This is a genomic window from Corynebacterium sp. (assembly GCF_022712275.1).
Taxonomy (GTDB): domain Bacteria; phylum Actinomycetota; class Actinomycetes; order Mycobacteriales; family Mycobacteriaceae; genus Corynebacterium.
The window spans coordinates 17,683-41,290 of sequence record NZ_JALAGU010000046.1 but is presented as its reverse complement, the minus strand read 5'-3'; the positions used below and the strand labels follow the sequence as shown (position 1 = coordinate 41,290).

At 67.2% G+C, this 23,608-nt stretch carries 25 protein-coding genes, 2 tRNA genes and 1 pseudogene; 22 read left to right on the top strand and 6 right to left on the bottom strand.

Annotated features, from left to right (window positions below; all coding sequences use genetic code 11):
• The first annotated feature begins 67 nt into the window (after positions 1-67).
• Genes ettA through Q0A27_RS10735 form a run of 3 tightly spaced genes read left to right on the top strand, consistent with a single transcriptional unit; the run spans position 68 to position 3,039 of the window.
• Positions 68-1,738: an energy-dependent translational throttle protein EttA gene (ettA, locus tag Q0A27_RS10745; protein WP_291475322.1), complete on the top strand. Its 1,671-nt coding sequence runs from the start codon at positions 68-70 to the stop codon at positions 1,736-1,738.
• A gap of 37 nt (positions 1,739-1,775) precedes the next feature.
• Positions 1,776-2,276, top strand: a complete 501-nt coding sequence (locus Q0A27_RS10740) for a thioesterase family protein (RefSeq protein WP_291475320.1) — start codon at positions 1,776-1,778, stop codon at positions 2,274-2,276.
• A 34-nt stretch (positions 2,277-2,310) separates the two neighbouring features.
• Positions 2,311-3,039: a hypothetical protein gene (locus Q0A27_RS10735; protein ID WP_291475319.1), complete on the top strand. Its 729-nt coding sequence runs from the start codon at positions 2,311-2,313 to the stop codon at positions 3,037-3,039.
• 24 nt (positions 3,040-3,063) lie between these two features.
• On the opposite strand, the gene Q0A27_RS10730 is transcribed toward Q0A27_RS10735, so the two are convergent.
• From Q0A27_RS10730 to pepN, 3 genes are all read right to left on the bottom strand, one after another.
• Positions 3,064-3,882 (bottom strand): TSUP family transporter, encoded by an 819-nt coding sequence (locus Q0A27_RS10730; protein WP_291475318.1) that lies wholly within the window; start codon positions 3,880-3,882, stop codon positions 3,064-3,066.
• Position 3,883: 1 nt separating this feature from the next.
• Entirely contained in the window at positions 3,884-4,270 is a 387-nt protein-coding gene (locus tag Q0A27_RS10725) for a globin (RefSeq protein ID WP_291475343.1), read from the bottom strand.
• A gap of 135 nt (positions 4,271-4,405) precedes the next feature.
• Positions 4,406-7,114, bottom strand: coding sequence for an aminopeptidase N (gene pepN / locus Q0A27_RS10720; RefSeq protein WP_291475316.1), 2,709 nt, complete (start codon positions 7,112-7,114; stop codon positions 4,406-4,408).
• 70 nt (positions 7,115-7,184) lie between these two features.
• Here pepN and Q0A27_RS10715 point away from each other — a divergent pair, with 70 nt between their 5' ends.
• The 4 genes from Q0A27_RS10715 (at position 7,185) to Q0A27_RS10700 (ending at position 9,131) form a co-directional block, all read left to right on the top strand.
• On the top strand, positions 7,185-7,823 hold the full coding sequence (locus Q0A27_RS10715) for a disulfide bond formation protein DsbA (protein WP_291475314.1): 639 nt from the start codon (positions 7,185-7,187) through the stop codon (positions 7,821-7,823).
• A gap of 324 nt (positions 7,824-8,147) precedes the next feature.
• Positions 8,148-8,297 carry a hypothetical protein gene (locus tag Q0A27_RS10710; protein ID WP_291475313.1) on the top strand — a complete coding sequence of 50 codons (150 nt, stop codon included), beginning with the start codon at positions 8,148-8,150 and terminating at the stop codon, positions 8,295-8,297.
• 4 nt (positions 8,298-8,301) lie between these two features.
• The gene (locus Q0A27_RS10705) at positions 8,302-8,514 is read left to right on the top strand and encodes a hypothetical protein (RefSeq protein WP_291475312.1); all 213 of its coding nucleotides are present in this window, start codon (positions 8,302-8,304) and stop codon (positions 8,512-8,514) included.
• Between the two features lie 140 nt (positions 8,515-8,654).
• Positions 8,655-9,131 (top strand): ribose-5-phosphate isomerase, encoded by a 477-nt coding sequence (locus Q0A27_RS10700; protein WP_291475310.1) that lies wholly within the window; start codon positions 8,655-8,657, stop codon positions 9,129-9,131.
• A 29-nt stretch (positions 9,132-9,160) separates the two neighbouring features.
• Here Q0A27_RS10700 and Q0A27_RS10695 read toward each other — a convergent pair whose 3' ends face one another.
• Positions 9,161-9,379, bottom strand: a complete 219-nt coding sequence (locus Q0A27_RS10695; protein ID WP_291475308.1) for a hypothetical protein — start codon at positions 9,377-9,379, stop codon at positions 9,161-9,163.
• Between the two features lie 75 nt (positions 9,380-9,454).
• Between Q0A27_RS10695 and Q0A27_RS10690 the strand changes: the two genes are divergently transcribed.
• The 13 genes and pseudogenes from Q0A27_RS10690 to Q0A27_RS15060 form a co-directional block, all read left to right on the top strand.
• Entirely contained in the window at positions 9,455-11,215 is a 1,761-nt protein-coding gene (locus tag Q0A27_RS10690) for a pyruvate dehydrogenase (protein WP_291475306.1), read from the top strand.
• A 97-nt stretch (positions 11,216-11,312) separates the two neighbouring features.
• A tRNA-Gly gene (locus Q0A27_RS10685) sits at positions 11,313-11,387 on the top strand.
• 79 nt (positions 11,388-11,466) lie between these two features.
• Positions 11,467-12,009 (top strand): acyl-CoA thioesterase, encoded by a 543-nt coding sequence (locus tag Q0A27_RS10680; protein ID WP_291475304.1) that lies wholly within the window; start codon positions 11,467-11,469, stop codon positions 12,007-12,009.
• 86 nt (positions 12,010-12,095) lie between these two features.
• Positions 12,096-12,169, top strand: a tRNA-Pro gene (locus Q0A27_RS10675).
• 262 nt (positions 12,170-12,431) lie between these two features.
• Entirely contained in the window at positions 12,432-13,796 is a 1,365-nt protein-coding gene (gene tig, locus Q0A27_RS10670) for a trigger factor (RefSeq protein WP_291475302.1), read from the top strand.
• A gap of 368 nt (positions 13,797-14,164) precedes the next feature.
• Positions 14,165-14,779 carry an ATP-dependent Clp protease proteolytic subunit gene (locus tag Q0A27_RS10665; RefSeq protein WP_291475296.1) on the top strand — a complete coding sequence of 205 codons (615 nt, stop codon included), beginning with the start codon at positions 14,165-14,167 and terminating at the stop codon, positions 14,777-14,779.
• 19 nt (positions 14,780-14,798) lie between these two features.
• Positions 14,799-15,467, top strand: coding sequence for an ATP-dependent Clp protease proteolytic subunit (locus tag Q0A27_RS10660; RefSeq protein WP_291475341.1), 669 nt, complete (start codon positions 14,799-14,801; stop codon positions 15,465-15,467).
• A 211-nt stretch (positions 15,468-15,678) separates the two neighbouring features.
• Positions 15,679-16,371 carry a protocatechuate 3,4-dioxygenase subunit beta gene (gene pcaH / locus Q0A27_RS10655; protein WP_291475294.1) on the top strand — a complete coding sequence of 231 codons (693 nt, stop codon included), beginning with the start codon at positions 15,679-15,681 and terminating at the stop codon, positions 16,369-16,371.
• 13 nt (positions 16,372-16,384) lie between these two features.
• Positions 16,385-17,038 (top strand): protocatechuate 3,4-dioxygenase subunit alpha, encoded by a 654-nt coding sequence (gene pcaG / locus Q0A27_RS10650; protein ID WP_291475292.1) that lies wholly within the window; start codon positions 16,385-16,387, stop codon positions 17,036-17,038.
• Between the two features lie 8 nt (positions 17,039-17,046).
• Positions 17,047-18,339 (top strand): lyase family protein, encoded by a 1,293-nt coding sequence (locus tag Q0A27_RS10645; protein WP_291475290.1) that lies wholly within the window; start codon positions 17,047-17,049, stop codon positions 18,337-18,339.
• Positions 18,336-18,794, top strand: coding sequence for a 4-carboxymuconolactone decarboxylase (gene pcaC, locus Q0A27_RS10640; RefSeq protein ID WP_291475288.1), 459 nt, complete (start codon positions 18,336-18,338; stop codon positions 18,792-18,794). Before Q0A27_RS10645 ends, pcaC begins: the two co-directional genes overlap by 4 nt.
• A gap of 8 nt (positions 18,795-18,802) precedes the next feature.
• Positions 18,803-19,990, top strand: a complete 1,188-nt coding sequence (locus Q0A27_RS10635) for a 4-hydroxybenzoate 3-monooxygenase (RefSeq protein ID WP_291475285.1) — start codon at positions 18,803-18,805, stop codon at positions 19,988-19,990.
• A gap of 123 nt (positions 19,991-20,113) precedes the next feature.
• Positions 20,114-20,341 (top strand): annotated as a pseudogene (locus tag Q0A27_RS15060) (hypothetical protein); the annotation flags it as partial.
• On the opposite strand, the gene Q0A27_RS10630 reads toward Q0A27_RS15060, so the two are convergent.
• Positions 20,252-20,782, bottom strand: coding sequence for a hypothetical protein (locus Q0A27_RS10630; protein WP_291475284.1), 531 nt, complete (start codon positions 20,780-20,782; stop codon positions 20,252-20,254). The pseudogene Q0A27_RS15060 and the gene Q0A27_RS10630 sit on opposite strands and share 90 nt — an antisense overlap.
• On the opposite strand from Q0A27_RS10630, the gene Q0A27_RS10625 reads away from it, so the two are divergent.
• The gene (locus Q0A27_RS10625) at positions 20,781-20,972 is read left to right on the top strand and encodes a hypothetical protein (protein WP_291475282.1); all 192 of its coding nucleotides are present in this window, start codon (positions 20,781-20,783) and stop codon (positions 20,970-20,972) included. The genes Q0A27_RS10630 and Q0A27_RS10625 overlap by 2 nt on opposite strands.
• Here the strand turns inward: Q0A27_RS10625 and Q0A27_RS10620 are convergent.
• Positions 20,909-21,811, bottom strand: a complete 903-nt coding sequence (locus Q0A27_RS10620) for a PaaX family transcriptional regulator C-terminal domain-containing protein (protein WP_291475280.1) — start codon at positions 21,809-21,811, stop codon at positions 20,909-20,911. The genes Q0A27_RS10625 and Q0A27_RS10620 overlap by 64 nt on opposite strands.
• A gap of 163 nt (positions 21,812-21,974) precedes the next feature.
• Between Q0A27_RS10620 and Q0A27_RS10615 the strand changes: the two genes are divergently transcribed.
• A complete protein-coding gene (locus tag Q0A27_RS10615) occupies positions 21,975-23,594 on the top strand; it encodes a class I adenylate-forming enzyme family protein (RefSeq protein ID WP_291475278.1) in 1,620 nt (539 codons plus the stop codon).
• Positions 23,595-23,608: the final 14 nt, after the last annotated feature.

The following is a 23,608-nucleotide window of genomic DNA, read 5'->3' as shown; positions in this document are numbered from 1 at the left end:
CCGCACAAGTCCTGTAGGGTGATGGGCTGACTGCAAAACACCCGCGAGATTCACTTGAAGGGGAACAATGGGCGAGTTCATCTACACGATGAAGAACGTACGTAGGGCTCACGGCGACAAGGTTGTCCTGGACAACGTCACCATGAGCTTCTACCCGGGAGCGAAGATCGGCGTCGTCGGACCCAACGGTGCCGGTAAGTCCTCGCTGCTGAAGATCATGGCCGGCCTCGACCACCCGTCGAACGGTGAGGCCTTCCTCGATCCGGGCGCCACCGTCGGCATCCTGCTGCAGGAGCCGCCGCTCAACGAGGAGAAGACCGTCCGCGGCAACGTCGAGGAAGGCCTCGGCGAGATCATGGACGTCAAGCGCCGGTACGAGGAGATCGCCGAGGAGATGGCGACCAACTACACCGACGAGCTCATGGAGGAGATGACCGTCCTCCAGGAGAAGATCGACGCCGCCGACGCCTGGGAGCTGGACTCCAAGATCGAGCAGGCGATGGACGCCCTGCGCTGCCCGCCGTCCGACGAGCAGGTCACCCACCTCTCCGGTGGTGAGCGTCGCCGCGTCGCCATGGCGAAGCTGCTGCTCAGCGAGCCCGACCTGCTGCTCCTCGATGAGCCGACCAACCACCTGGACGCCGAGAGTGTCCTGTGGCTGGAGAACCACCTGAAGAACTACAAGGGTGCCGTCCTCGCCGTGACCCACGACCGCTACTTCCTGGACCACGTGGCCCAGTGGATCTGTGAGGTCGACCGCGGCAAGCTGTTCCCCTACGAGGGCAACTACTCCACCTACCTGGAGACCAAGGCCCAGCGCCTCGAGGTCGCAGGCAAGAAGGACCAGAAGCTCCAGAAGCGCCTCAAGGAGGAGCTCGCCTGGGTCCGTTCCGGCGCCAAGGCCCGCCAGGCCAAGAACAAGGCCCGTCTGCAGCGCTACGAGGAGATGGCCGCCGAGGCCGAGCAGTACAAGAAGCTCGACTTCGAGGAGATCCAGATCCCGACCCCGCCGCGTCTGGGTAACCAGGTCGTGGATGTCAAGAACCTCACCAAGGGCTTCGACGGCCGCGTCCTGATCAAGGACCTGTCGTTCACCCTGCCGCGCAACGGCATCGTCGGCGTCATCGGCCCGAACGGTGTCGGTAAGTCGACGCTGTTCAAGACCATCGTCGGTCTCGAGCAGCCGGACGCCGGTGAGGTGCAGGTCGGCAAGACCGTGCAGCTGAGCTACGTCGACCAGAACCGCGAGAACATCGACCCGGAGAAGACCGTGTGGGAGGTCGTCTCCGACGGCCTCGACTACATCATCGTCGGTCAGAACGAGATGCCCTCGCGTGCGTACCTCTCAGCCTTCGGGTTCAAGGGTGCCGACCAGCAGAAGCCGTCCAAGGTGCTCTCCGGTGGTGAGCGCAACCGCCTGAACCTGGCGCTGACGCTGAAGCAGGGCGGTAATCTGATCCTGCTCGATGAGCCGACCAACGACCTCGACGTCGAGACGCTCGGTTCGCTGGAGAACGCCCTGCAGAAGTTCCCGGGCTGCGCCGTGGTGATCTCCCACGACCGCTGGTTCCTGGACCGCACCTGTACCCACATCCTCGCGTGGGAGGGCAATATCGCCGAGGGGCAGTGGTTCTGGTTCGAGGGCAACTTCGAGGACTACGAGAAGAACAAGGTCGAGCGACTCGGTCCAGATGCCGCCCGACCTGCACGGGTAACGCATCGCCGTCTCTCACGTTAGACTGTTTGTATAAACAAAACAGGCTAAAGGAGATTTGATGCCCTTCGTCGACAATGAGGCGACCGGGACCCGGTTCCACAGCACACGGGTGAACCTCCGGTGGTCGGACTTCGACCAGTTCCAGCACGTGAACAATGCCGCGTACCTGGAGTTCTCGCAGGACGCCCGGATCGACTTTGTCCGGGACGTCCTCACCGAGATGGACATCTCGGTCCCGGCGTTCATCGTCCGGTGGGCGTCCGTCGACTACCGTAAGGCCCTGTCGTCGAGCGAGACGCAGGTCGTCGTCGAGTCCTTCATGTACGAGATCGGCGAGAAGTCCTTCAAGATGCGGCAGAACATCCGCAACGCCCAGCACAGGATCGTCGCAGTGGTGGACACGGTCAATGTCGGCGTGGACATCCTCTCCGGCAAGACCCGGCCGTGGAACGAAGGTGACATCGAGGTCATCAAGATGTTCATGATCCCGGTCGAGGAGGAGGACCATTCTCCGGCCGCCGAAGCGAAGAAGGATGCTGAGGCGGACACGGGTCTCTGATCCCGACCCCGCGTGAGCGGTACGCTGGGATGCTGTGACTTCTTCGCTGTTCTCCCTGTCCGGCGGCTCTCCGGCCCCGGTCACGCTCACGCTGACCCGCCCGGGCCGCACTCAGGCGTCCACCCTGCGGCGCGTTGCCGCAGTGGTGACGCGCGTCCTGCGGATGGATTCCGGTGCGATGGTCCGGCTCGTCTCCCGGGGGGAGGACGCCACGGACCTGCTCATCGCCACCCCGTTGGGGTGCGTGGTCGCCCAGCGTATCCACGCCACCGTCTCGGAGGACGGCGCGGTGGTCTCCGCTGACCCGTTGCCGGCGCTGCTGGGGGACGCCGCGTCCGTCGACGATGAGGCTGCCATCGACCTGTCCGGCCGGATGGACATGCTCTGGGCAGGGACGCCACCCCCGGAATCCGGGTGGTCCCTGGTGGACACGATCCCGGGTGCCGACGTCCGTGAGGTCTTCGAGCAGCTCCAGTCGGAGGCGGAGGCGCACTCCGGTCCGGCGGGTCTGCCGCCGTCACTGCTGGACCAGCCGTTGCTGCGGCTGACGAGCAGGGGGCAGACGGGCATCATCGAGATCCCCGGCAGTGTCGTCGCCGCGATGGGTTCACTGGGGTTGGTGAAGGAGCCACCGGCCCAGTTGACCGACCATGACCTCATCCGGGTGAGCGTGACGGGGTCGTGGATCCGGATCGACGCGATCTTCGGCACCGCGTACCTGCCGCGTCCGGGTGGGCTGGCGCGGATTCCGACGCCCCGCTGACGGGTTCGCTGACCAGATCACTGCTCAGAGCATGTCGGCGATGAGCTTCACCGACATCACGACGATGAGCATCAGCAGGGCGATGCGCACGAAGCCGGTGCCGCGGTCCAGCACGATCTTGGCCCCGACCTGCGCGCCGAGGACATTGAAGACCGCCAGCACGATACCCAGCAGCCACAGGACGTGACCACCGGCGGCGAAGACCAGCAGGCCGCCGATGTTCGTGGCGGTGTTCACCAGCTTCGTCATCGCCAGCGACTGGATGAGCGTCCGGGACATCAGTGCGGTGAACACGATGACCAGGAACATCCCGGTTCCCGGGCCGAAGAAACCGTCGTAGGCGCCGATCAGGGCGATGAGCCCGAGCCCCAGGGCGAGTCGACCACGGGTAAGGCGGGGTGTGGCGTCCTCCCCGGAGGACGCCGTATCGCGTCCGAAGGAGGGACGAAGCGCGACGAAGACACCGACCGCCAGCATGAGGACGACCACCACGGGACGCAGCACGTCGCTGCTCACGGCGGACGCCATGAGGGCGCCAGCGGCGGAACACAGGCCGGCCAGGGGAGCGCAGAGCCGCACGGCCCGCCAGTCGATCCGCACGGTGCGCACCATGCGCAGCCCGGCACTCGCGGTACCGAAGACGGCGGTGAACTTGTTCGTCCCCAGGGCGACCTGGGCGGGCAGGCCCGGGGCGCAGGCGAGGATCAGGGGGATGAGGACCAGTCCGCCGCCACCGATGACGGCGTCCACCCCGCCGGCCAGCACGGCACCGAGCACGAGGATGAGCAGGCCGACAGGGGAGAGGTCGGAGCCTGGTGCGACCAGGTCGAGGAGGTCGGACACCTCAGGCCCGGTTGATGAGCATGTCGGCGACGCGCACCATGTGGTCCCACACGGCCTCGCGGGCCGGACCGGGCAGTTCGGTGTCACTGACGGTGCCCAGGGCGTCCGCCATGATCGTCAGCCAGTGCTCGCGGGCCTCGGGGGTCACCGCGAAGTGCATGTGCCGCATCCGCAGACGGGGGTGTCCGCGCTGCTCGTTGAAGGTCTGCGGCCCTCCCCAGTACTGCACGAGGAACCAGCGCAGCCGGTCCTCGGCGCCCTCGAGATCATCGGCGGGGTACATCGGCCCGAGCACGGGGTCGCCGGGGATGCGCTGGTAGAACTCGTGGACGATCTTCCGGAACGTGTCCTCGCCGACCATGTCGTAGAGACTCTTCGTCGGCTGCACCTGCGGCTGCCCGGCGGACTGCGGAGTCTGTGCAGGCTGCCGGGGCTGGCGGCGGGGTTCGCCGGGGACCGGGGAGATGGGGATCGTCATGACTCCCAGCCTAACCGGCGTCCTGTGTCGCGTCCTACCGGTGTCCTACAGGGCGTCGAAGGCACGGGCCGCGGCGGCCCGCTCGGCGCGGGAGACACCCTCGGCGAGGACGCGGCGCAGCCCCGCAGGGGTTGCACCGTCGTCGGCGAGCGCCTTGACGTCGGCCAGGACTGTGGGTCCGGACCAGGAGGGGAAGAGCCCCTCACAGTTGCGCAGTGCCATCTCGGAGGAGAGCGAGTTCCACATGTCCACGACCCGGTCGACGTACTCGGTGCCGAAGGGGGCGAGCAGGTCGTCCTGGCCGACGTGGCCGAAGCCGGCGATGCGGTAGCGCAGACCGAGGTTGGACTGCTCGGCGCCGTGCTGGGTGAGCACGTCCCAGTTGTCCCGCTTGACGGTGGAGACCGGCAGGGCGGTGCGGGCCCGCAGCGCGTTCATCGCGCCGGAGGAGGTGGGGTCCTCGGACTCCTCGATGGCGATGAGTGCCTCGGACTCCTCCTCATTGAGCACACCGGCGGTGCCGACGAGGGCGGTGAGCAGTCGCCAACGCAGATCGTGGTCGACGGTGAACCCGGGCAGCAGGGAGTCGGCGGAGACGCCGTCCTCCAGGCCCAGCAGGCCGCGGATCCACTCGGTGGACGCCTCGGTCTGCGCGGAGTTGGTGTACGCACGGACGAAGGCGAGGCGCGCCTGGCCGTCGGTTGCCTCGGCGCCGGCGCGGAAGGCGCCGAGCAGGGTGCGGCGTCCTTCCTCCTTCCAGTCGTCGGCGACGTAGTTCTCGACCGCCGAGATCGCCTGGGCGAGGACCTGCTCGAGGACGCCGAGCTGGTCCTCGGCGGCGGCGCCCCGGGCGACGAGGGCCACGAAGTCGCGGGCCTTCATCTGTGCGTTGCGGGTGGCCTGCCAGGCCGCGGACCAGATGAGGACGCGGGCCATCGGGTCGGTGATGCGGGCGATGTTGGACACGGCGAAAGCCAGGGAATCGGCGTCGAGGTCGACGAAGCCGTAGGCGAGGTCGTCGTCATTGACGATGACGAGGTCCGCCACCGGGTCGCCGACGAGGTCGGGCACCTCGGTGCGCTCACCGTCGACATCGAGCTCGACGCGGCGGCGCAGTTCGACGGTGGGGGCGGTGCCGGCGTCGTCGAGCTCTCCGACGAGGTCGTAGAGGCCCACGGCGAGGCGGTGGGTGCGGGTCTCCCCGGCACCGGGCTGTGCACCGGACTGGGTGACGGCGAAGGAGGTGTAGAGCGAGCCCGGGGCACCTTCGCCCTCGGTGGTGAAGTCCGTGCCGAGGGTGTTGATGCCGGTGGTCTTCAGCCACTGGTTCGCCCAGTCGGACAGGTCGCGGCCGGAGGCCTTCTCCAGCGCTCCGAGGAGGTCGTCGAAGGTGGCGTTGGCGAAGGCGTGGTTGACGAAGTGGGCGCGGATGCCGGCGAAGAAGGGCTCCAGGCCGACGTAGGCGGCGAGCTGCTTGAGTACCGAGGCGCCCTTGGCGTAGGTGATGCCGTCGAAGTTGGCGTCCACCTCGACGAGGTCGTTGGCGCCGGAGAACACCGGGTGGGTGCTCGGCAGCTGGTCCTGGCCGTAGGCCCAGGACTTCTCCTTGGAGTTGAAGGTCACCCAGGCGGTGGTGTGCTCGGTGGCGTGGGTCTGGGCCATGGCCGAGGACCAGGTGGCGAAGGACTCGTTGAGCCACAGGTCATCCCACCACTGCATGGTCACCAGGTCGCCGAACCACATGTGGGCGAGTTCGTGGAGGATCGTGTCCGCGCGGCGTTCGTACTCGTAGTGGGACGCGGCGGAGCGGAAGACGTACTCGTCACGGATGGTGACGCAGCCGGCGTTCTCCATTGCACCCATGTTGTACTCGGGGCAGAAGATCTGGTCGTACTTGTGGAACGGGTAGGCGACACCGAAGTTCGCGGCGTAGTAGTCGAAGCCGGACTTGGTGACGTCGAAGATGACGTCGGCGTCGAGGTACTCGGCGAGGGACTTTCGGACGAAGATGCCCAGCGGGATGGTGACGTCCTCGGCGGGGACCAGGCGGGTGTCGGTGACACCCTCGGTCTCCGGGGTGGGCAGAGGACGCCCGGTCCACTCGTCGGTGACGTGCTCCCACGGGCCGACGCAGAAGGCGATGAGGTAGGTCGAGAGCGGGTAGTCGACCGTGGCGGTGTGCACGGCGACGCCGTCGACGTCGGCGCCGAGTTCACCGGAGACGCCGACGGTGTTGTTGGTGACGACGGTCCAGTTGTCCGGGGTCTTCACGGCGACCTCGTAGGTGGCCTTGATGTCCGGCTGGTCGAAGCAGGCGAAGACCCGCTTGGCGTCCGCCGCCTCGAACTGGGTGTACATGTACACCTCGTTGTCGGCGGGGTCGGTGAAGCGGTGGAGGCCTTCGCCGGTGGTGGAGTACACGGCGTCCGCGGTGACGGTGAGGTCGTGGTGGCCGACGGTGAGGTCGAGCTGGAGGCCCTTCTCCTCGTCGTATGCACCGGCGTCCGTGAGTGGGACGGCGGTGGAGGTGATGTCGGTGCCGTCGAGGACCACCGAGGTGACGGTGTCTGCCCGCAGGTCGAGGAAGGTGGAGCCGTCGGCGGAGGCGGCGAAGGTGATCGCCGTCGTCGACGGGAAGGTGCGGTGTGCGGAGTCGCCGCCGGAGGTGAGGTCGAGGTCGATGACGTAGTGGACGTCACTGATCAGTGCCGAGCGCTCAGCGGCCTCGGCGCGGGTGAGGTTGGTTGAACTCATGGAAGCCGAGTCTAACCGTCGGGTGGTACACCCGCGCGGCACTGCCTCGTCCCGCGTAGGATCGGCGCACATGAGCACACCAGTCACCATGTACTTTGATGCGACCTGTCCCTTTGCCTGGGTCACCAGCCGGTGGCTCAAGGAGGTGGAGAAGGTCCGCGACATCGACCTCAGCTACTCGCCGATGAGCCTGGCGGTCCTCAATGAAGGACGCGATGAGCTGCCCGAGGACTACCGCAACGCGATGGAGGCGGCCTGGGGTCCGGCCCTGGTCGCCGCTGCGCTGCAGCTCAAGGACCCGTCGAAGGTGGACGCCTACTACACGGCGATCGGCACGCTGATCCACGACAAGGGCGAGGGCCACAAGCAGGGGGCCGGCGCGTATGACGGGCTGATCGCGTCTGCGCTGTCCGAGGCGGGGGCGGACGCCTCCTACCTGGACTACGCCCACAAGCGTGGTTCTGAGGACGGCTCGGTCGAGGCCGATCTGCGCGCGTTCCAGGACAAGGCGATGGAGAAGGTCGGCAATGACGTCGGCACCCCGGTCGTCGAGCTGGGCGGGCACGCCTTCTTCGGGCCGGTCATCACGCGCGTGCCGAAGGGCGAGGAGGCCGGCGCGCTGTTCGACGCGGCCGTGACCCTCGGCAGCTACGAGCACTTCTTCGAACTCAAGCGCTCCCGCACCGAGGACCCGGACGCCACGGCGTAGGTGGTCGCCGGGGCTCCCGGGGAAGTGGGGGGTACCGGGGCAGTCCATGGCGGCGTCTTTCAGGGGAAAGGGAAGGGGCCCGGCACCGGGGCTCGGTCCGCTGACCTCCCGTGCCAAGGTGTACATGAAGTGAATGAACCTGCAGGTGACAGTGTCGGGTCCGGGAACGAACGCTCCGGGTCGGGGATCGGAAGTTCCGGGAGGCGGTTCCCATAAGTTTCACTGGTGACATGACTTCACTTAGGATACTGTTTGCCGTAGTGCGCCGGAGAGTTCCGGGGAACGCACCACATTTCCTTCATCAGATCCCCAAGGAGAAAACACATGGGCTCTCTCGACAGCATCACTGACTTCACCGACCTCATTCACATCCTCGTTGGCCTGCTCAAGGGTGACGCTTCAGTCCTGAGCACCGATGGATCCATCGCCGGCAGCTTCGGCGGCGAGGGTCTCGGATCCTCGACCGGGGAGTAGCGCCATGGGTGATCTCCTGTCGCTGCTCGGTGAACTCAAGGACATCCTCACAGCCGTCCTGGCCGGAAACGGTGGAGAGGTGCTGAGCACTGAAGGGTCGCTCGCCGGCAGCTCCGGCGCCGGTGAGGTCGCCGGTAGCGGCCTTGGATCGGTGATGGGTTCGCTCGGTATCGACGAAGACACTGTCGGTGAGATCCCCACCAACTGGTGGAACTGATCGCGGCCGGTTCCTGATCAGCGCCGCGGCCCCGGGGTTTCCTCCGGGGTCGTTCTGTATCGGGGGCGGGAACCTGACCACTGCATTGGGTTCCCGCCCTTATGGCATTCCCCCGGAACCTTTCCGATACACTCACTGACATGCGTATCTACCTCGGCGCCGATCACGCCGGATTCGACATGAAGAACCTCATCGCCGACCATCTCAAGGCCAAGGACGGCATCGAGGTCATCGACTGCGGTGCCCACACCTACGACGCCGAGGACGACTACCCCGCCTACTGCATCGAGGCAGCTAAGCGGACCGTCGCCGACGAAGGCTCCCTGGGCATCGTGCTCGGCGGCTCCGGCAACGGCGAGCAGATCGCCGCGAACAAGGTCCCCGGCGCCCGCTGTGCCCTGGCCTGGTCCGTGGAGACCGCCAAGCTCGCCCGTGAGCACAACAACGCCCAGCTCATCGGTCTCGGTGGCCGGATGCACTCCGAAGAGGACGCCCTGGCCATCGTCGATGCCTTCATCGCCCAGGCATGGTCCGAGGCCGAGCGTCACCAGCGCCGCATCGACATCCTCGCCGAGTACGAGAGGACCGGCGTGGCCCCCGCCCTCCCGGAGGCCTGATTCTTCTCTGACTCCCACGACCCCCCCTGTCAGCCTTCGCGGCGACGGGGGTTTCTCTTTTCTGCCCACTCAGACACCTCATCGGCGTCCCACAGCGTCAGGCCGTGGACCTTCGTGACCGGCTCGGGAGCGCGTCCCCGGGTCGCATAGCTCGTGAAAGTTCCCCTGGCGGTTCCGGAGAAGTCGGCGCACTGCTGAGCGGTCCACAGTTCGTGGCCGGTGTCCGCGTCCATTATTTTCGGTCTCATACATTCAGAGTCTACTGAAAATCCGCCGGTCAGCCGCAAGTGCGGTCGGACCTCAATGCGTCTATGGTCGGGTCCATGGCACGTACTTATGCAGAACAGCTCGTCGACGCCCTCGAAGCACAGGGCGTCCGACGCATCTTCGGTCTTGTCGGCGACAGCCTCAACCCCATCGTTGACGCCGTCAAGCGCAGCAGCATCGAATGGTTCCACGTCCGCAACGAGGAAGCCGCCGCCTTCGCCGCGGGTGCGGAGTCTCTCGTCACCGGCCAACTGGCGGTCTGTGCAGGCTCCTGCGGTCCGGGAAACACCCACCTCATCCAGGGTCTCTATGACGCACACCGTAACGGCGGGAAGGTCCTGGCCATCGCCAGCCACATTCCGTCCCAGTTCATCGGCTCCCACTACTTCCAGGAGACCCATCCCGAGGCCATCTTCCAGGAGTGCTCCGGCTACTGCGAGATGGTGAACTCCGCCGCCCAGGGCGCGACCGTCCTCCATCACGCCATCCAGTCGACGATGGCCGGAAACGGCGTCTCCGTCCTCGTCATCCCCGGCGACATCGCCGGCGACCGGGCCGTCGGATCCCCGCAGCTGAACTCGGAGATCTCCGTCGAGAAGCCGGTCGTCCACCCTGCCGCCGGCGAGCTCAAGGCTCTGGCCGAGGCGATCAACAAGGCCGACAAGGTCACCATCTTCGGTGGCGCGGGCTGCGCCGGTGCCCGCGACCAGGTCTTCGCGCTCGCCGGCCACATCAAGGCCCCGGTCGGTCACGCCTACGGGGGCAAGGAGTTCCTCCACTACGACAACCCCTATGACGTCGGCATGTCAGGCCTGCTCGGTTACGGCGCCTGTTCCGAGGCTTTCGAGGACGCCGACCTCCTCATCCTGCTGGGCACGGACTTCCCCTACACGGAGTTCCTGCCCCGGGACACCGACACCGCCCAGATCGACATCAAGGGCCGCAACATCGGACGCCGCACCACCGTGAAGTACCCGGTCACCGGTGACGTCGCCGCCACCATCGACGATCTGCTCCCGCTGCTCGACGAGAAGACCGACGTGTCCTTCCTCGAGCGGATGCTGAAGCGCCAGGCGTCCAACCTGGAACACGTGGTCGCGGCGTACACGAAGAACATCGAGAAGCACACCCCGATCCACCCGGAGTACCTCACCTACGTCCTCGACGAGCTCGCCGACGAGGACGCCGTGTTCACCGCCGACACCGGCATGTGCAACGTGTGGCATGCGCGGTACATCACGCCCAACGGGAAGCGGCAGCTCCAGGCGTCCTTCCGGCACGGGACGATGGCGAACGCCCTGCCGCAGGCGATCGGTGCCTCCGCCGCGAGTGAGGGGAAGCGTCAGGTCGTCGCGATGTGCGGCGACGGCGGGCTCGGCATGCTCATGGGCGAGCTGCTCACCGTCAAACTGCACCAGGTGCCGCTGAAGGCGATCGTCTACAACAATTCCACCCTCGGCATGGTGAAGCTGGAGATGCTGGTCAAGGGTCTGCCGGACTTCGGTACCGACCATGAGAAGGTGAACTACGCCGACATTGCCGAGGCCTGCGGCATCAAGTCCTTCCGCATCGAGGACCCGAAGGATGTCCGTCGCGTCCTGGCTGAGGCGCTGGCCTACGACGGCCCGGTGCTCGTCGACGTGGTCACCGACCCGAACGCGCTGTCCATCCCGCCGGAGATCTCGCTGGAACAGGTCGCCGGATTCACCCGGGCCGCCACCAGGACCGTGCTCGAAGGTGGCGTGGGCAAGATGCTGAACCTGGCGAAGTCCAACCTGCGCAACATTCCGCGTCCCTCCGGCTTCAAGGGCCTGTAGGGCACAACCATGACGCCACAGGTGCCCCGGGTTTGCATCCTGAGGGCACCGGTGGTGTATGGTCAGTGACGGATTCCCGGTAGCCGGGAGACCGCAGGGGAATGTCGTATAGTGGCTAATACCTCAGCCTTCCAAGCTGAAGACGCGGGTTCGATTCCCGTCATTCCCTCCACGTGAGACCCCGACCGGACGGTCGGGGTCCATGTTGTTTCGTGGGTAGGGGAGCGGTATCCACGGTAGTGTTCCGCTGCGTGAATCTCTACCTCCGACTTCTCACCACCGTGCTCCGCGGCCGGTTCCTGCCGCGTCTGAGCCCCTGGGACACCAACGTCAAGCCGATGCGCGTCCTGCCGAACGACCTGGACCTGCTGGGCCACATGAACAACGGCCGCTACCCGACGGTGCTCGACCTCGGACGCATCGAGCAGATGTACCGCAGCCGGATCCGTCAGGAGACGCAGGCACACGGCGCGTACTTCGTCGTTGCCGCACTCACCATCAACTACCGCCGGTCCCTGCTGCCGTGGCAGCGCTACGAGATCCGCACCCGCTTCCTCGGCGCGACGAAGTACGGCACCTTCGTCGAGCAGGTCTTCGTCGGTGTCGGTCAGCACGAGGGCGAGGTCTACGCCCACGCCGTGGTCCAGCTGCGTGCCTTGAAGAAGAAGGGAGGCTCGCTGTCGGACGCCGAACTGGCCGAGATCTTCGGCCCCGCCCCTGACGGCCGCGTCGTGCCCGAGTGGGTCATCCGGTGGGCGGAGGACAACCGCGAGGCGGCGAAGGTCGCACGGTAACAGCACCCCACCGTTGCCCTGCTCATCCGGCACCCCGTAACATCTGGCAGGTGGTACCGCCGGTGTGACCGGGGGTGCCGGAGATCCGGGATATGGCGCAGTTTGGTAGCGCACTCGCTTTGGGAGCGAGGGGTCGTGGGTTCAAATCCCGCTATCCCGACGGATGCCGTCGCGATGGTCGCCGCGTGCACGGCTCACACCGCAGGATCCTGTCAGGAAACTGCGGTGACGGACCCCGGCGACCGCCGTCGACGGTCGCACGATAAAATCGGTCACGACCGATGCCGGTGGCCGTGATGTACAGGCCGACCCGGATGCCGCACAACGGTGCGGCGAGGGTCAGGGAACCGGACGCCACCGCGTCCCCGGATCCCGCCGGACGATGAACAACACCAGACAAGAACACACAGGAGTGTGCACCCGTGAAGAGCTCCGTTGAATCGCTGAGCGCAACCCGCGTCAAGCTCACCGTCGAGGTCCCCTTCGACGAACTGAAGCCCGAGTTCGACAACGCCTTCAAGAACCTGGCGCAGCAGGTTTCGCTGCCCGGTTTCCGAAAGGGCAAGGTCCCCGCGAAGATCCTGGAGGCCCGCCTGGGCCGCCCGGCGATCCTCAACGAGGTGCTCAACGACATGCTGCCGAGCCGTTACGGCGAGGCTGTGCAGGAGCATGACCTCAAGGTCCTCGGCCAGCCGGACATCGACATCGCCGAGCTCGAGGACAACGACCACGTCACCTTCACCGCCGAGGTCGACGTCCGCCCGGAGATCGAGGTCCCCGACTTCGCCGGCATCTCCGTCGAGATCGACGCCGTCGAGGCCGACGCCGAGGCCGTAGACCACGAGCTCGGCCACCTGCAGGCCCGCTTCGGCACCCTGAAGCCGGTCGATCGCGCCGTCGCCGACGGTGACTTCATCTCCATCGACATGGCCGCCACCATCGACGGCGAGGCTGTCGACGAGGCCACCACCGAGGGCCTGTCCTACGAGGTCGGCTCCGGCTCCCTCGTCGAGGGTCTCGACGAGGCCGTCATCGGCCTGTCCGAGGGCGATACCAAGGAGTTCACCTCCAAGCTGGTTGCCGGTGAGCACGCCGACGAGGACGCCGAGGTCTCCGTGACCGTCAAGTCCGTCAAGGAGCGCGAGCTCCCGGAGCTGGACGACGACTTCGCCCAGCTCGCCTCCGAGTTCGACACCGTCGAGGAGCTCCGCGAATCCCTCAAGGGCCAGGTCGAGGAGCAGCTCAAGGGCCAGCAGGCCACCGACATCCGCGACAAGGTCCTCGCCGCCGCTCTCGGGCAGACCGAGGTCCCGCTGCCGGAGTCCGTGGTCCAGGAGCAGGTCGACGGCCAGATGCAGCAGCTGCTGAGCCAGTTCGGTGGTGACGAGAAGGTCCTCGAGCAGATGCTCGCCGCCCAGGACATCACCCGCGACAAGTTCGAGGAGGACGCCCGCGAGGCCGCCGAGGATTCGGTCCGCACCCAGCTCTTCCTCGACTCCCTGGCGGACATCGAGAAGCCGGAGGTCTCCCAGCAGGAGCTCACCGACCACATCATGTTCACCGCGCAGCGCTACGGCATGGACCCGAACCAGTTCGTCATGCAGCTGCAGCAGTCCGGTCAGATCGCCAACCTCTTCGCCGACGTCCGTCGCGGCAAGGCCCTGGCCCTGAACATCTGCAAGGTCACCGTCACCGACTCCAAGGGCACCTCGGTGGACCCGAAGGAGTTCTTCGGTGAGGAGGCCGGCGAGGCTGAGGTCGAGGTCGAGGCCACCGACGCCGAGTAGTACCCGCTGAATCACCCGTACCGGGCGATTCACGCCGGGTGTCCACGCAGAGGACGCCGTACCTGTTGGTGCGGCGTCCTTCTGTATGTCCCTGTATGTCCGGTGGGACGCCGGGGCGGGCCGTGAGGCCGTACACGATCATGACGGATCGGGCGGTTGCGTTGTCTGCTGAGAGGGGATCCGTCACGATCGTGTACGGCGACCCACGGCCCCGGGGCCACCCGTGCGCTGACAGCGAACAGGGCCGGGGGACGCGGGCGCACCTCCGGTGCGTTGACTACTGTGGAGCCCAGTTACTCCACAAATCACACCCCGGTCACCCGTGTGGGCCTCCGGGGTAACACCTTGAGCGAGGAGCCTCAGTGAGCATGAACGATATGTCGGCCGGACAGGCGCTGCGTACCGCGCAGATGAGCGCCGCGTCGGGGATGAACCTCAATGACTCTGTCTTCGAGCGCCTGCTGCGCGAGCGGATCATCTTCCTGGGAACCCAGGTCGACGATGAGATCGCCAACAAGCTCTGCGCGCAGATCCTGCTGCTCAGTGCGGAGGACCCGGAGAAGGACATCAAGCTGTACATCAACTCCCCGGGTGGTTCGGTGACCGCCGGTATGGCCATCTTCGACACGATGCAGTACTCGACCTGCGATGTCGCCACATACGGCATGGGTCTGGCTGCGTCGATGGGACAGTTCCTGCTGTCTGCCGGGGCCCAGGGCAAGCGTTACGCGCTGCCGCACGCCCGGATCATGATGCACCAGCCGTCGGCCGGCGTCGGCGGTACCGCCGCGGACATCGCCATCCAGGCGGAACAGTTCGCGCAGACCAAGAAGGAGATGGCCGAGCTCATCGCCGAGCACACCGGCCAGCCTCTGGAGCAGATCCAGAAGGACTCGGACCGCGACCGCTGGTTCACCGCCCGGCAGGCGCTGGAGTACGGCTTCGTGGACCACGTCATCGGCGCTGCCGCGAAGGAGAAGTAGGAAGATGGGAATCGAGAACATGACAGGTTTCACGCACGCCAGCGAACTGACCGGTGTAGCTTCCGGGGGCCGGCTCCCGCAGTCCCGCTACATCCTCCCCTCCTTCGTCGAGCATTCCTCGTTCGGAGCCAAGGAGTCCAACCCCTACAACAAGCTCTTCGAGGAGCGCATCATCTTCCTGGGCACCCAGGTCGATGACGCCTCCGCGAACGACATCATGGCTCAGCTTCTGGTCCTCGAGGGTCTCGACCCTGACCGGGACATCACCATGTACATCAACTCCCCGGGCGGTTCCTTCACCTCTCTGATGGCGATCTACGACACGATGCAGTACGTCCGCCCGGACATCGTCACCGTCTGTCTCGGTCAGGCCGCGTCCGCCGCCGCCGTGCTGCTCGCCGCCGGTACCCCCGGTAAGCGCGCCGCGTTGCCGAACTCGCGTGTCCTGATCCACCAGCCGGCGACCCAGGGTACCCAGGGGCAGGTCTCCGACCTGGAGATCCAGGCCAACGAGATCGAGCGCATGCGCCGCCTCATGGAGGAGACGCTGTCCCGCCACACCGGTCAGACCGCCGAGCAGGTCCGGATCGACACCGACCGCGACAAGTTCCTCACCGCCGACGAGGCGAAGGAGTACGGCATCATCGACCAGGTCTTCGAGTACCGGAAGCTCTCGGCACAGAAGTAGTATCTCCGGAAATACAATAACCCGTACGCTACCCCCTTTTCCTTGACCCGGATTCACCGGGAAAGAAAAGGTGCAGCGTACGGGTTGTTTTTTTTGATGTAGGAGTTCGCACAACGAACGCTTTGGCGTGGAGCGCACACGATCGTAGAGTGAGAGCCACATCACTTGTCGTCGTCACCTGTAGTCGATCAGCGCAGAGAAGGTACCGGACATGATCCCCATCAGCAACGCCACCGTCGACGGGTCCTTTGCCCCGCTGCATTTCCCGGAGTACCGCACCACGGTGCTGCGGAACCCGAGCAACGACCTGCTCATGGTGCCGCAGCGGCTCGGCGAGCTCAGCGGCCCGGTCTTCGGCGCCGCCGATCTGCGCGGTGAAGACAACGACCTGACCAAGGTCAACGGGGGAGAGGCCATCGGTCAGCGCATCTTCGTCCACGGCCGCGTCACCGGCGAGGACGGTCGCCCCGTCCCCGAAACCCTCATCGAGGTCTGGCAGGCCAACTCCGCCGGCCGCTACCGCCACAAGAACGATTCCTGGCCCGCCCCGCTCGACCCCCACTTCAACGGTGTCGGCCGTACCCTGACGGACAAGGACGGCAACTACAGCTTCTACACCGTCCAGCCCGGCTGCTACCCGTGGGGCAACCACCACAACGCCTGGCGTCCGGCCCACATCCACTTCTCCCTGTTCGGCCGCCAGTTCACCGAGCGTCTCGTCACCCAGATGTACTTCCCCAGTGACCCGATGTTCTTCCAGGACCCCATCTACAACTCGGTCCCCGCCGGCGCCCGCGAGCGCATGATCTCGGTCTTCGACTACGACGAGACCCGTGAGAACTACGCCATGGGCTTCAGGTTCGACATCGCCCTGCGCGGCCGCAACGCCACCCCCTTCGAGTAGAGGAGACAGAACCATGATCGACAGCGACCCCAACGGCCCCTTCCGCTACCCTGTCTCCGACATCCGGGACCAGGATGAGGCGACCCCGGGCATCATGCCCTCCCAGACCGTCGGCCCCTACGTCCACATCGGCCTGACCTGGCCGGGTGCCGAGAACATGGTCGAGGAAGGCACCGACGGCGCGGTCGAGGTGACCTTCCAGGTCACCGACGGTGCCGGGCACCTCATCAAGGACGCCATGATCGAGATCTGGCAGGCCGGATCCGACGGCGTCTACCCCTCGCCGCTGGATCCCCGTGCCGGTGAGGACGCCGGACGTGAGGGCTTCCGGGGCCTCGGCCGCGGCATGTGCGACAGCGAGACCGGTCTGGTCACCTTCCGTACCGTCCGCCCGGGTGCCGTACCTGCCCCGGACGGTGGCACCGAGGCCCCGCATCTGAAGGTCGGCGTCTTCGCCCGCGGCATGCTCGAGCGCCTCTACACCCGGCTGTACTTCCCGGAGCAGTCCGAGGCCAATGACGCCGATCCTGTGCTCAACGCTGTTCCCGTGGAGCGCCGCGACCTGCTCGTGGCGTCCACCGTCGACGGCGATGCCGACAGCTACCGGATGGACATCGTCATGCAGCACGAGGACGCCACCCGCGAAACCCCCTTCTTCGCCCTGTGAGCCGGTCCATGGACCTCAGCCGATCCACCTACGGGGACCACGCGGCCGGGCGCACCGACGCTGCCGTACTGGTCTCCGATGACGCCTTCCTTGCCCGGATGGTCGATGTCGAGGTGGCCCTCACCCTGGCCGCCGGCGACGCCGGTGCGGTCGAGGGGACCACCGCGGCACAGGTCGCCGAGCTCCTCGCCGGTGCCACCATGGACGCCGCGGAGATCGGCGAGGCCGCCGTCTCCGGCGGTAATCCGGCGATCCCGCTGGTCAGGCAGCTCAAGGCCGTGGTCAACGACGCCGGCCTGCCGGTCGCCGCCGTGCACGTCGGCGCCACCAGCCAGGACATCATCGACACCGCCCTGGTGCTCTGCCTGCGAGATGCCCTCGGTGTCACTCTGGCGACCCTCGACGTTCTCACCGGCACCCTCGCCGACCTCGCCGCCCGCGAGCGAAGCACCGCGACCATCGGCCGGACGCTGGGTCAGCAGGCCGTCCCGACGACCTTCGGCCTCACCGCCGCCGGGTGGCTCCAGCAGCTGGACGCAGCGATGACCGACCTCACCCGCGCCGTCGGTCTACTGCCCGTGCAGTACGCCGGGGCGGCGGGCAACCTCGCGGCGTCCTCCCCGGCGGGCCTGCGGATCCACCGGGCGCTCGCAGAGCGGCTGGGCCTGCCCGTGACCCCCGTGGTCTGGCACACCGACCGCACCCCGGTAGCCCGACTCGGCAGCACGCTGGCGCTGGTCGCCGGAACAGTCCGCAAGATCGCCGGTGACGTGGTCTTCCTCTCCGCCACCGAGATCGGGGAACTTCGCGAGGCCGCCCCGGGCGGGTCCTCGGCCATGCCGCACAAGGCCAACCCGGCCGGTGCGGTCGCCGCCGACGGTTACGCCCGCCGCGCCGTCGGCTACGCCGGCACGCTGTTCGAGGCCATGGACGGCCGCATGCAGCGCGCCGCCGGCGCCTGGCACGCCGAATGGCAGACTGTCCGTGATCTCGCCGTCGTCACCGACAACGCGGTCACCCGACTGGCCGCCAGCCTCGACGGCATCACCGTCGACCGGGAAGCCATGGCCCGCAACCTGCAGTTCACCGGGGGAGCGGTGCTCGCCGAGGCACTGTCCGGCATCGTCGGACGCGCCGCGGTGGACTCCGCCGTCGCCGAGGGACGGCTGGGCGGCCTCATCGAGGACGCCCGCCGCGACCACGGTTTCAGCCCCGACCCCGCCGACCACACCGGCCACGCCGCCGAGATGGTCGACCTCATCCTCGCAGACCATTCGCGCAGACCACAGGAGCAGCAATGACCGACGACGCCTACGAGACCGGACGCCGCGCCGCCCACGACACCGGCATGGCGAACCGCCGTGCCGTGCTCGGCGACGCCCACGTCGACCGCTCGATCGCCAAGACCACCCCGGTCACCGCGAAGTTCCAGGACTTCATCACCCGCACCGCCTGGGGTGATGTGTGGGAGCGTCCCGGACTCGACCACACGCAGCGTCGGCTGTTGACGATCGGCGTCCTCACCGCGGTGGGCAACCACGGCGAACTGGACATGCATATCCGCGCGGCCCTGCGCGCCGGTGTCTCCGCGGACACGATCGGCGAAGTCATGCTGCATACCGCCCTGTACGCGGGTGTCCCGAACTCCAACCACGGTTTCGCGCTGCTCGACGCCGCCGTCGCCGAAGCCGCCGAATCCGCCGAATCCGCCGAATCCGCCGAATCCGCTGAAACACAGAAAGAAGGGAAGAAATGATGGCCAGCGTGAACCACACTCCGGTCGCCGTGATCGGTGCCGGCCCCGCCGGACTCATGCTCTCCCACCTGCTGCACCAGCGCGGCGTGGATTCCGTCGTCTTCGAGGCCCGTTCCCGCGAGACCGTCGAGGCCACCGTCCGCGCCGGCGTCCTCGAGCAGGGCACCATGCGACTGATGCGTGAGACCGGCCTCGGTGAACGGATGGACCGTGAGGCCGACATCGACGAGGCGATCGACATCTCCGTCGACGGTAGGCGTATCCGCATCGAGCTGACCGAACTCACCGGGTACAACATGGCCGTCTACCCGCAGCACGAGGTGCTCATCGACCTCATCGCACAGCGGGAGAAGGACAACGGCACCGTCCTGTTCAACACCCGGGTCGACGATGTCACCGGCTACGACGATGACATCGTGACCGTCAGCTACACCGGCCCCGACGGCGCACACGAGACCCTCACCTGCGACTACGTTGTGGTCGCCGACGGTTCCGCCTCGCTGTGGCGCGGTCCGGTGACCGAGGTCGCCGGTGGTGCCCGTTACCGCCACGAGTACCCGTACGCGTGGTTCGGCATCCTGGTCAATGCCCCGCAGACCCAGAAGGAACTGATCTACGCCAACCACGATGACGGCTTCGCCCTGATCTCCACCCGCTCGGAGACAGTCCAGCGCTACTACCTGCAGTGCGACCCGGAGGACACCGTCGAGATGTGGTCGGATGACCGCATCTGGCAGGCTCTGCACACCCGAGTCGACAGCGACGGGCTCACCGTCTCCGGGGGCGAGATCTTCGACAAGGCCGTGCTCCGGTTCCGCTCAGCGGTGACCGCCCCGATGCAGCGCGGCCGCCTCTTCCTCGCCGGCGATGCCGCCCACACCGTCCCGCCGACCGGTGCGAAGGGTCTCAACCTGGCCGTCGCCGATGTCGTCGCCCTGGTCCCGGGCCTGGTCCACGCCCTCGACGGCGATGACAGGCGGCTGCAGGGATACACCGAGCTGGCCCTGCCGCGAGTGTGGAAGGCCCAGCACTTCTCCTTCTGGATGTCCTCGATGCTGCACCACTCGTCGAAGGCCAGTCCCTTCGAGGCGCAGCGCCGCAAGGCCGAGCTGTCCGCCGTTCTCGGTTCGGAGGCAGGACGCCGCTTCCTCGCCCAGCAGTACGTCGGTGCCGACCTGCCTGACTTCCGGATCTGAGGCCGCTGAGGCCACCGCCGCTGCCGGACTGCCCTGCACCACCACCCCATCGATCTCGGCGGGGAGTCCCTGCTGCACGTCATCGAGGGGTTCGGCCACGGTTTCCTCAACCCCGGCGACGTCATGGAGCTGGGCCCGGGGGTGGTGTTTGACGACGGGCGGCTGGAGCGTGAGCCGGACGCCGCCTTCACCAGTGACAACCAGGGGATTTCCGACACCGCCGGCGAGTTCCCGCTGTCCCGTGTCGCCCTGCCGGGTGGCTCACAGAGCCCCTTCCTCACGACGCCGGGCCATTCCTTCCTCCACGTCCTCGGCGGCGAGCTGCGGATCTGGTTCGAGGGTGAGCTGCACCGCGTCGTCGCCGGTGACTCTGTGAACGTTCCCGCGAAAACGCCCTTCTCGATCCGGGCGGACGCCGTGGGGAACTCGTTCTACCGGTACTTCACCGACGAGTGGCTCCACCAGCTCGCCGGGGAACACGTGGTCGGCACCGCCAGCCACATCTTCTCCCGCACCCCGCAGCACACGGTGGGCGACCTGTTCAGCCGCGAGCTGGCGGCGTCCCTCGGCGTGACCGTCACGGACACCGCCTACACCGGTGTCGAGCCGGCCCCGCCCGTCCGGCTCCCCGCCGGCGAGCAGGCCTTCGTCACCAAGGCCGGACGCGGCGACCGCTACGAGACCTACCAGCAGGTCAACTCCTACCCGGTGCGTTCGCGGAACAACGGCGAACAACACCTCCATGATGGGCATCCTCACCCCACCGGTCTTCGAGAAGTTCTTCGGGTACATGAACGACCCGACCGACGCCTACGTGCAGCAGGAGGGCGGCGAGTTCTACTTCCCGGCCGAGGGCTTCGGCCGGGCGCGTGTGGAACTCGATCTCGTCGTCGCCGGCCCGCCGCCCGGAGCTCCGGGTCAGCAGCTGGTCTGGTTCGCAGGCTGCGAGCGGGGGAGCCGGTCGAGGGCCCCGGCGAAGTAGTCCTCGATGACCGGGCGTTCCTGCTCGGCCAGGGTGGCGTCGAGTGCCCGGAACCGGTCACCGGCGATGCCGCCCGGCCAGTCCGTCGGGAGCAGGGCATCGGGCAACTGGGGGTCGGCACGGGTCAGTGTGAGCCATTCGGCGTGCAGCTGCAGCCGGGTGACCAGTGCATCCACCGGGTCGGTCGGTGCAGCGTCCACAGCATCCCCGTCCCACCGGGCGAGGAAGTCGCGGAAGCCGGTGTCGACCCGGTCGAGGTCGAAGGGTTCGACCAGCTGTGCGTCGGTGGTGGGGGCACAGGGGTGGCCGTAGATGACGACCGGGGGAGACGGGGTCGAAGCTGCGTCATCCGGGGCGTCCGGACCGGCCAGGGCGTCCTGCCCGAGGATCTCGGTGACCTCATGCCGGCCCGGTGCGACCCACAGTCCGTCGGAGGTGCGGGCGAACCCGGCCCAGGTCAGCTGTGAGCCGATGCGGTGACGCAGTTTCCGGTGACTCTCCGGCACGGTGAGGTTGACGAAGGTCCAGCGGCCGTCCCAGGCGTCCTCCCGCCAGCGGTGGAACATCTTGGTGCGTCCGCCCTCGAGGACGGCGCGGCCGTGGTCCGTGGGGGAGTAGAAGGTGCGCCGGCCCTCCTTGTGGCGGGCGATGAGGCCGCGGGTGGTGACGCGCTGCAGGACCGAGCGGGCGGCGGGTTCTGCCACTCCGAGTCGTCCCAGGACGTGGACGACGGAGGTGCCGCTCACCGGGCGGTCGGTGTCGAGCTGGTGGAGGCCGACGAGGGACATCAGCAGTGACTGCGGCTGCAGGGAGGCGGGTGCGGGCGGGGCGGCGGTCATGGCACTCAACTCTACGAAATGGTGGGGCTGTGATGCATCCTACACTATTAGGCTGCATCATGTTGACGCAACAGCGAGGTATTGCATAGTATCGGCACAGCAACAGAGCTTCCGTACAGAAAACAGTTCCCGTCCCAGAACAGTGAGGTATCCCATGGCTTCCGTGGACACACCATCCTCCGCCGGGCCCGGCCCGTCCCTGCACCCCAGCCTCGCCCGGCTGTCCGAGGAGCAGGCGGCCAAGTACGGCTCCCGCCCTGCGGTGATCTTCGAGGACCGTGAGTACAGCTACGCCGAGGTCCACCGCCGCGTCCTCGTCCGGGCGGCCCGACTGCGCAGCTGGGGCATCGGCAAGGGTGACCGTGTGGCCTACCTGGGCTCCAACCACCCCGGTCTGGTCTCCGCCCTGCTCGCCTGTCTCCGGACCGGCGCGATCTTCATCCCGCTGAACTGGCGCCTCGCACCGGCCGAGCTCGACCACCAGCTCGCCGCCGCCGACGTGAGCGTCCTCATCGTCGCCCCGGAACACGAGGCCCTGGCGGACGCCACCACCGTGCCGGTAGAACGCCACCCGTTGCAGTGGGAGGCGGTCACCGACGCCGACCTCGCGAACCCTCCGTCTCTCGCCGAGATCGCCGCGGACGCCCCCGAGGGCAGTCACGTCGAGGAGGGCCTCACCGCCGAGGATCCCGCCTTCATCCTCTTCACCTCCGGCACCACCGGCCATGCCAAGGGCGCTGTCCTGCACCACGGCAACATCATCTGGAACGCCTTCAACATCATTCTTGACACGGACATGTCGGCCAAGGACGTCACCCTGGCGTCCGCCCCGCTGTTCCACGTCGCCGCACTCAACCAGCAGGTGATGACCAGCTACATCCGTGGCGCGACCACCGTCTTCCTGCCGAAGTGGCAGGCGGACGAGGTCTTCGACAACGTCGGGAAGTACGGGGTGACCTGGCTCTTCGGCGTCACCACGATGTTCGCCGACCTGGTGGACTCGCCGCGCTGGGAGTCTGCCGACCTGTCCACCCTGCGCTTCGTGAACTCCGGCGGCGCTCCGATCCCGGTGAAGCTCATCAACGACTTCCTGGAGCGCGGCATCGCCTTCTGCCAGGGTTACGGTCTCACCGAGACCGCCCCCGGCGCGACCTTCCTCACCGCAGAGGACGCTCTGCGCAAGCCCGGATCCGCCGGCCGTGCCGTGCCCTTCGCCGACGTGAAGGTCGTCGGTGCCGACGGTGGTCAGCTGCCCCCGGGGGAGCGGGGCGAGATCCTCGTCCGCGGCCCGAACGTCATCAAGTCCTACTGGGACAACGAGACCGCCACCCGCGAGGCCTTCCACGCCGACGGCTGGTTCCGCACCGGTGACATCGGCTACATGGACGACGAGGACTACCTCTACATCGTCGACCGGATCAAGGACATGTACATCTCCGGCGGTGAGAACGTCTATCCCGCCGAGGTCGAGGAGGTGCTCTTCGGCCACCCGGATGTCGGCGAGGTCGCCGTCGTCGCCGACCCTGACCACCGCTGGGGCGAGGTCGGCCACGCCTATGTCGTGGCGAAGCCCGGGTCGGAGCCGATTCCCGAGGACATCATCAGTTACGCCACCCAGCGCCTGGCGAAGTACAAGGTGCCGAAGATCGTCACCTTCCTCGATGACCTGCCCCGCACCGGCTCCGGCAAGGTACACAAGCCGAAACTGCGCGGCTCCGGCCCGCTGGGCGCGCACAGCGCGCACAGCGCACACAGCGCACACGGCACCGACAGCAACGACTGACCGACAGAACCACA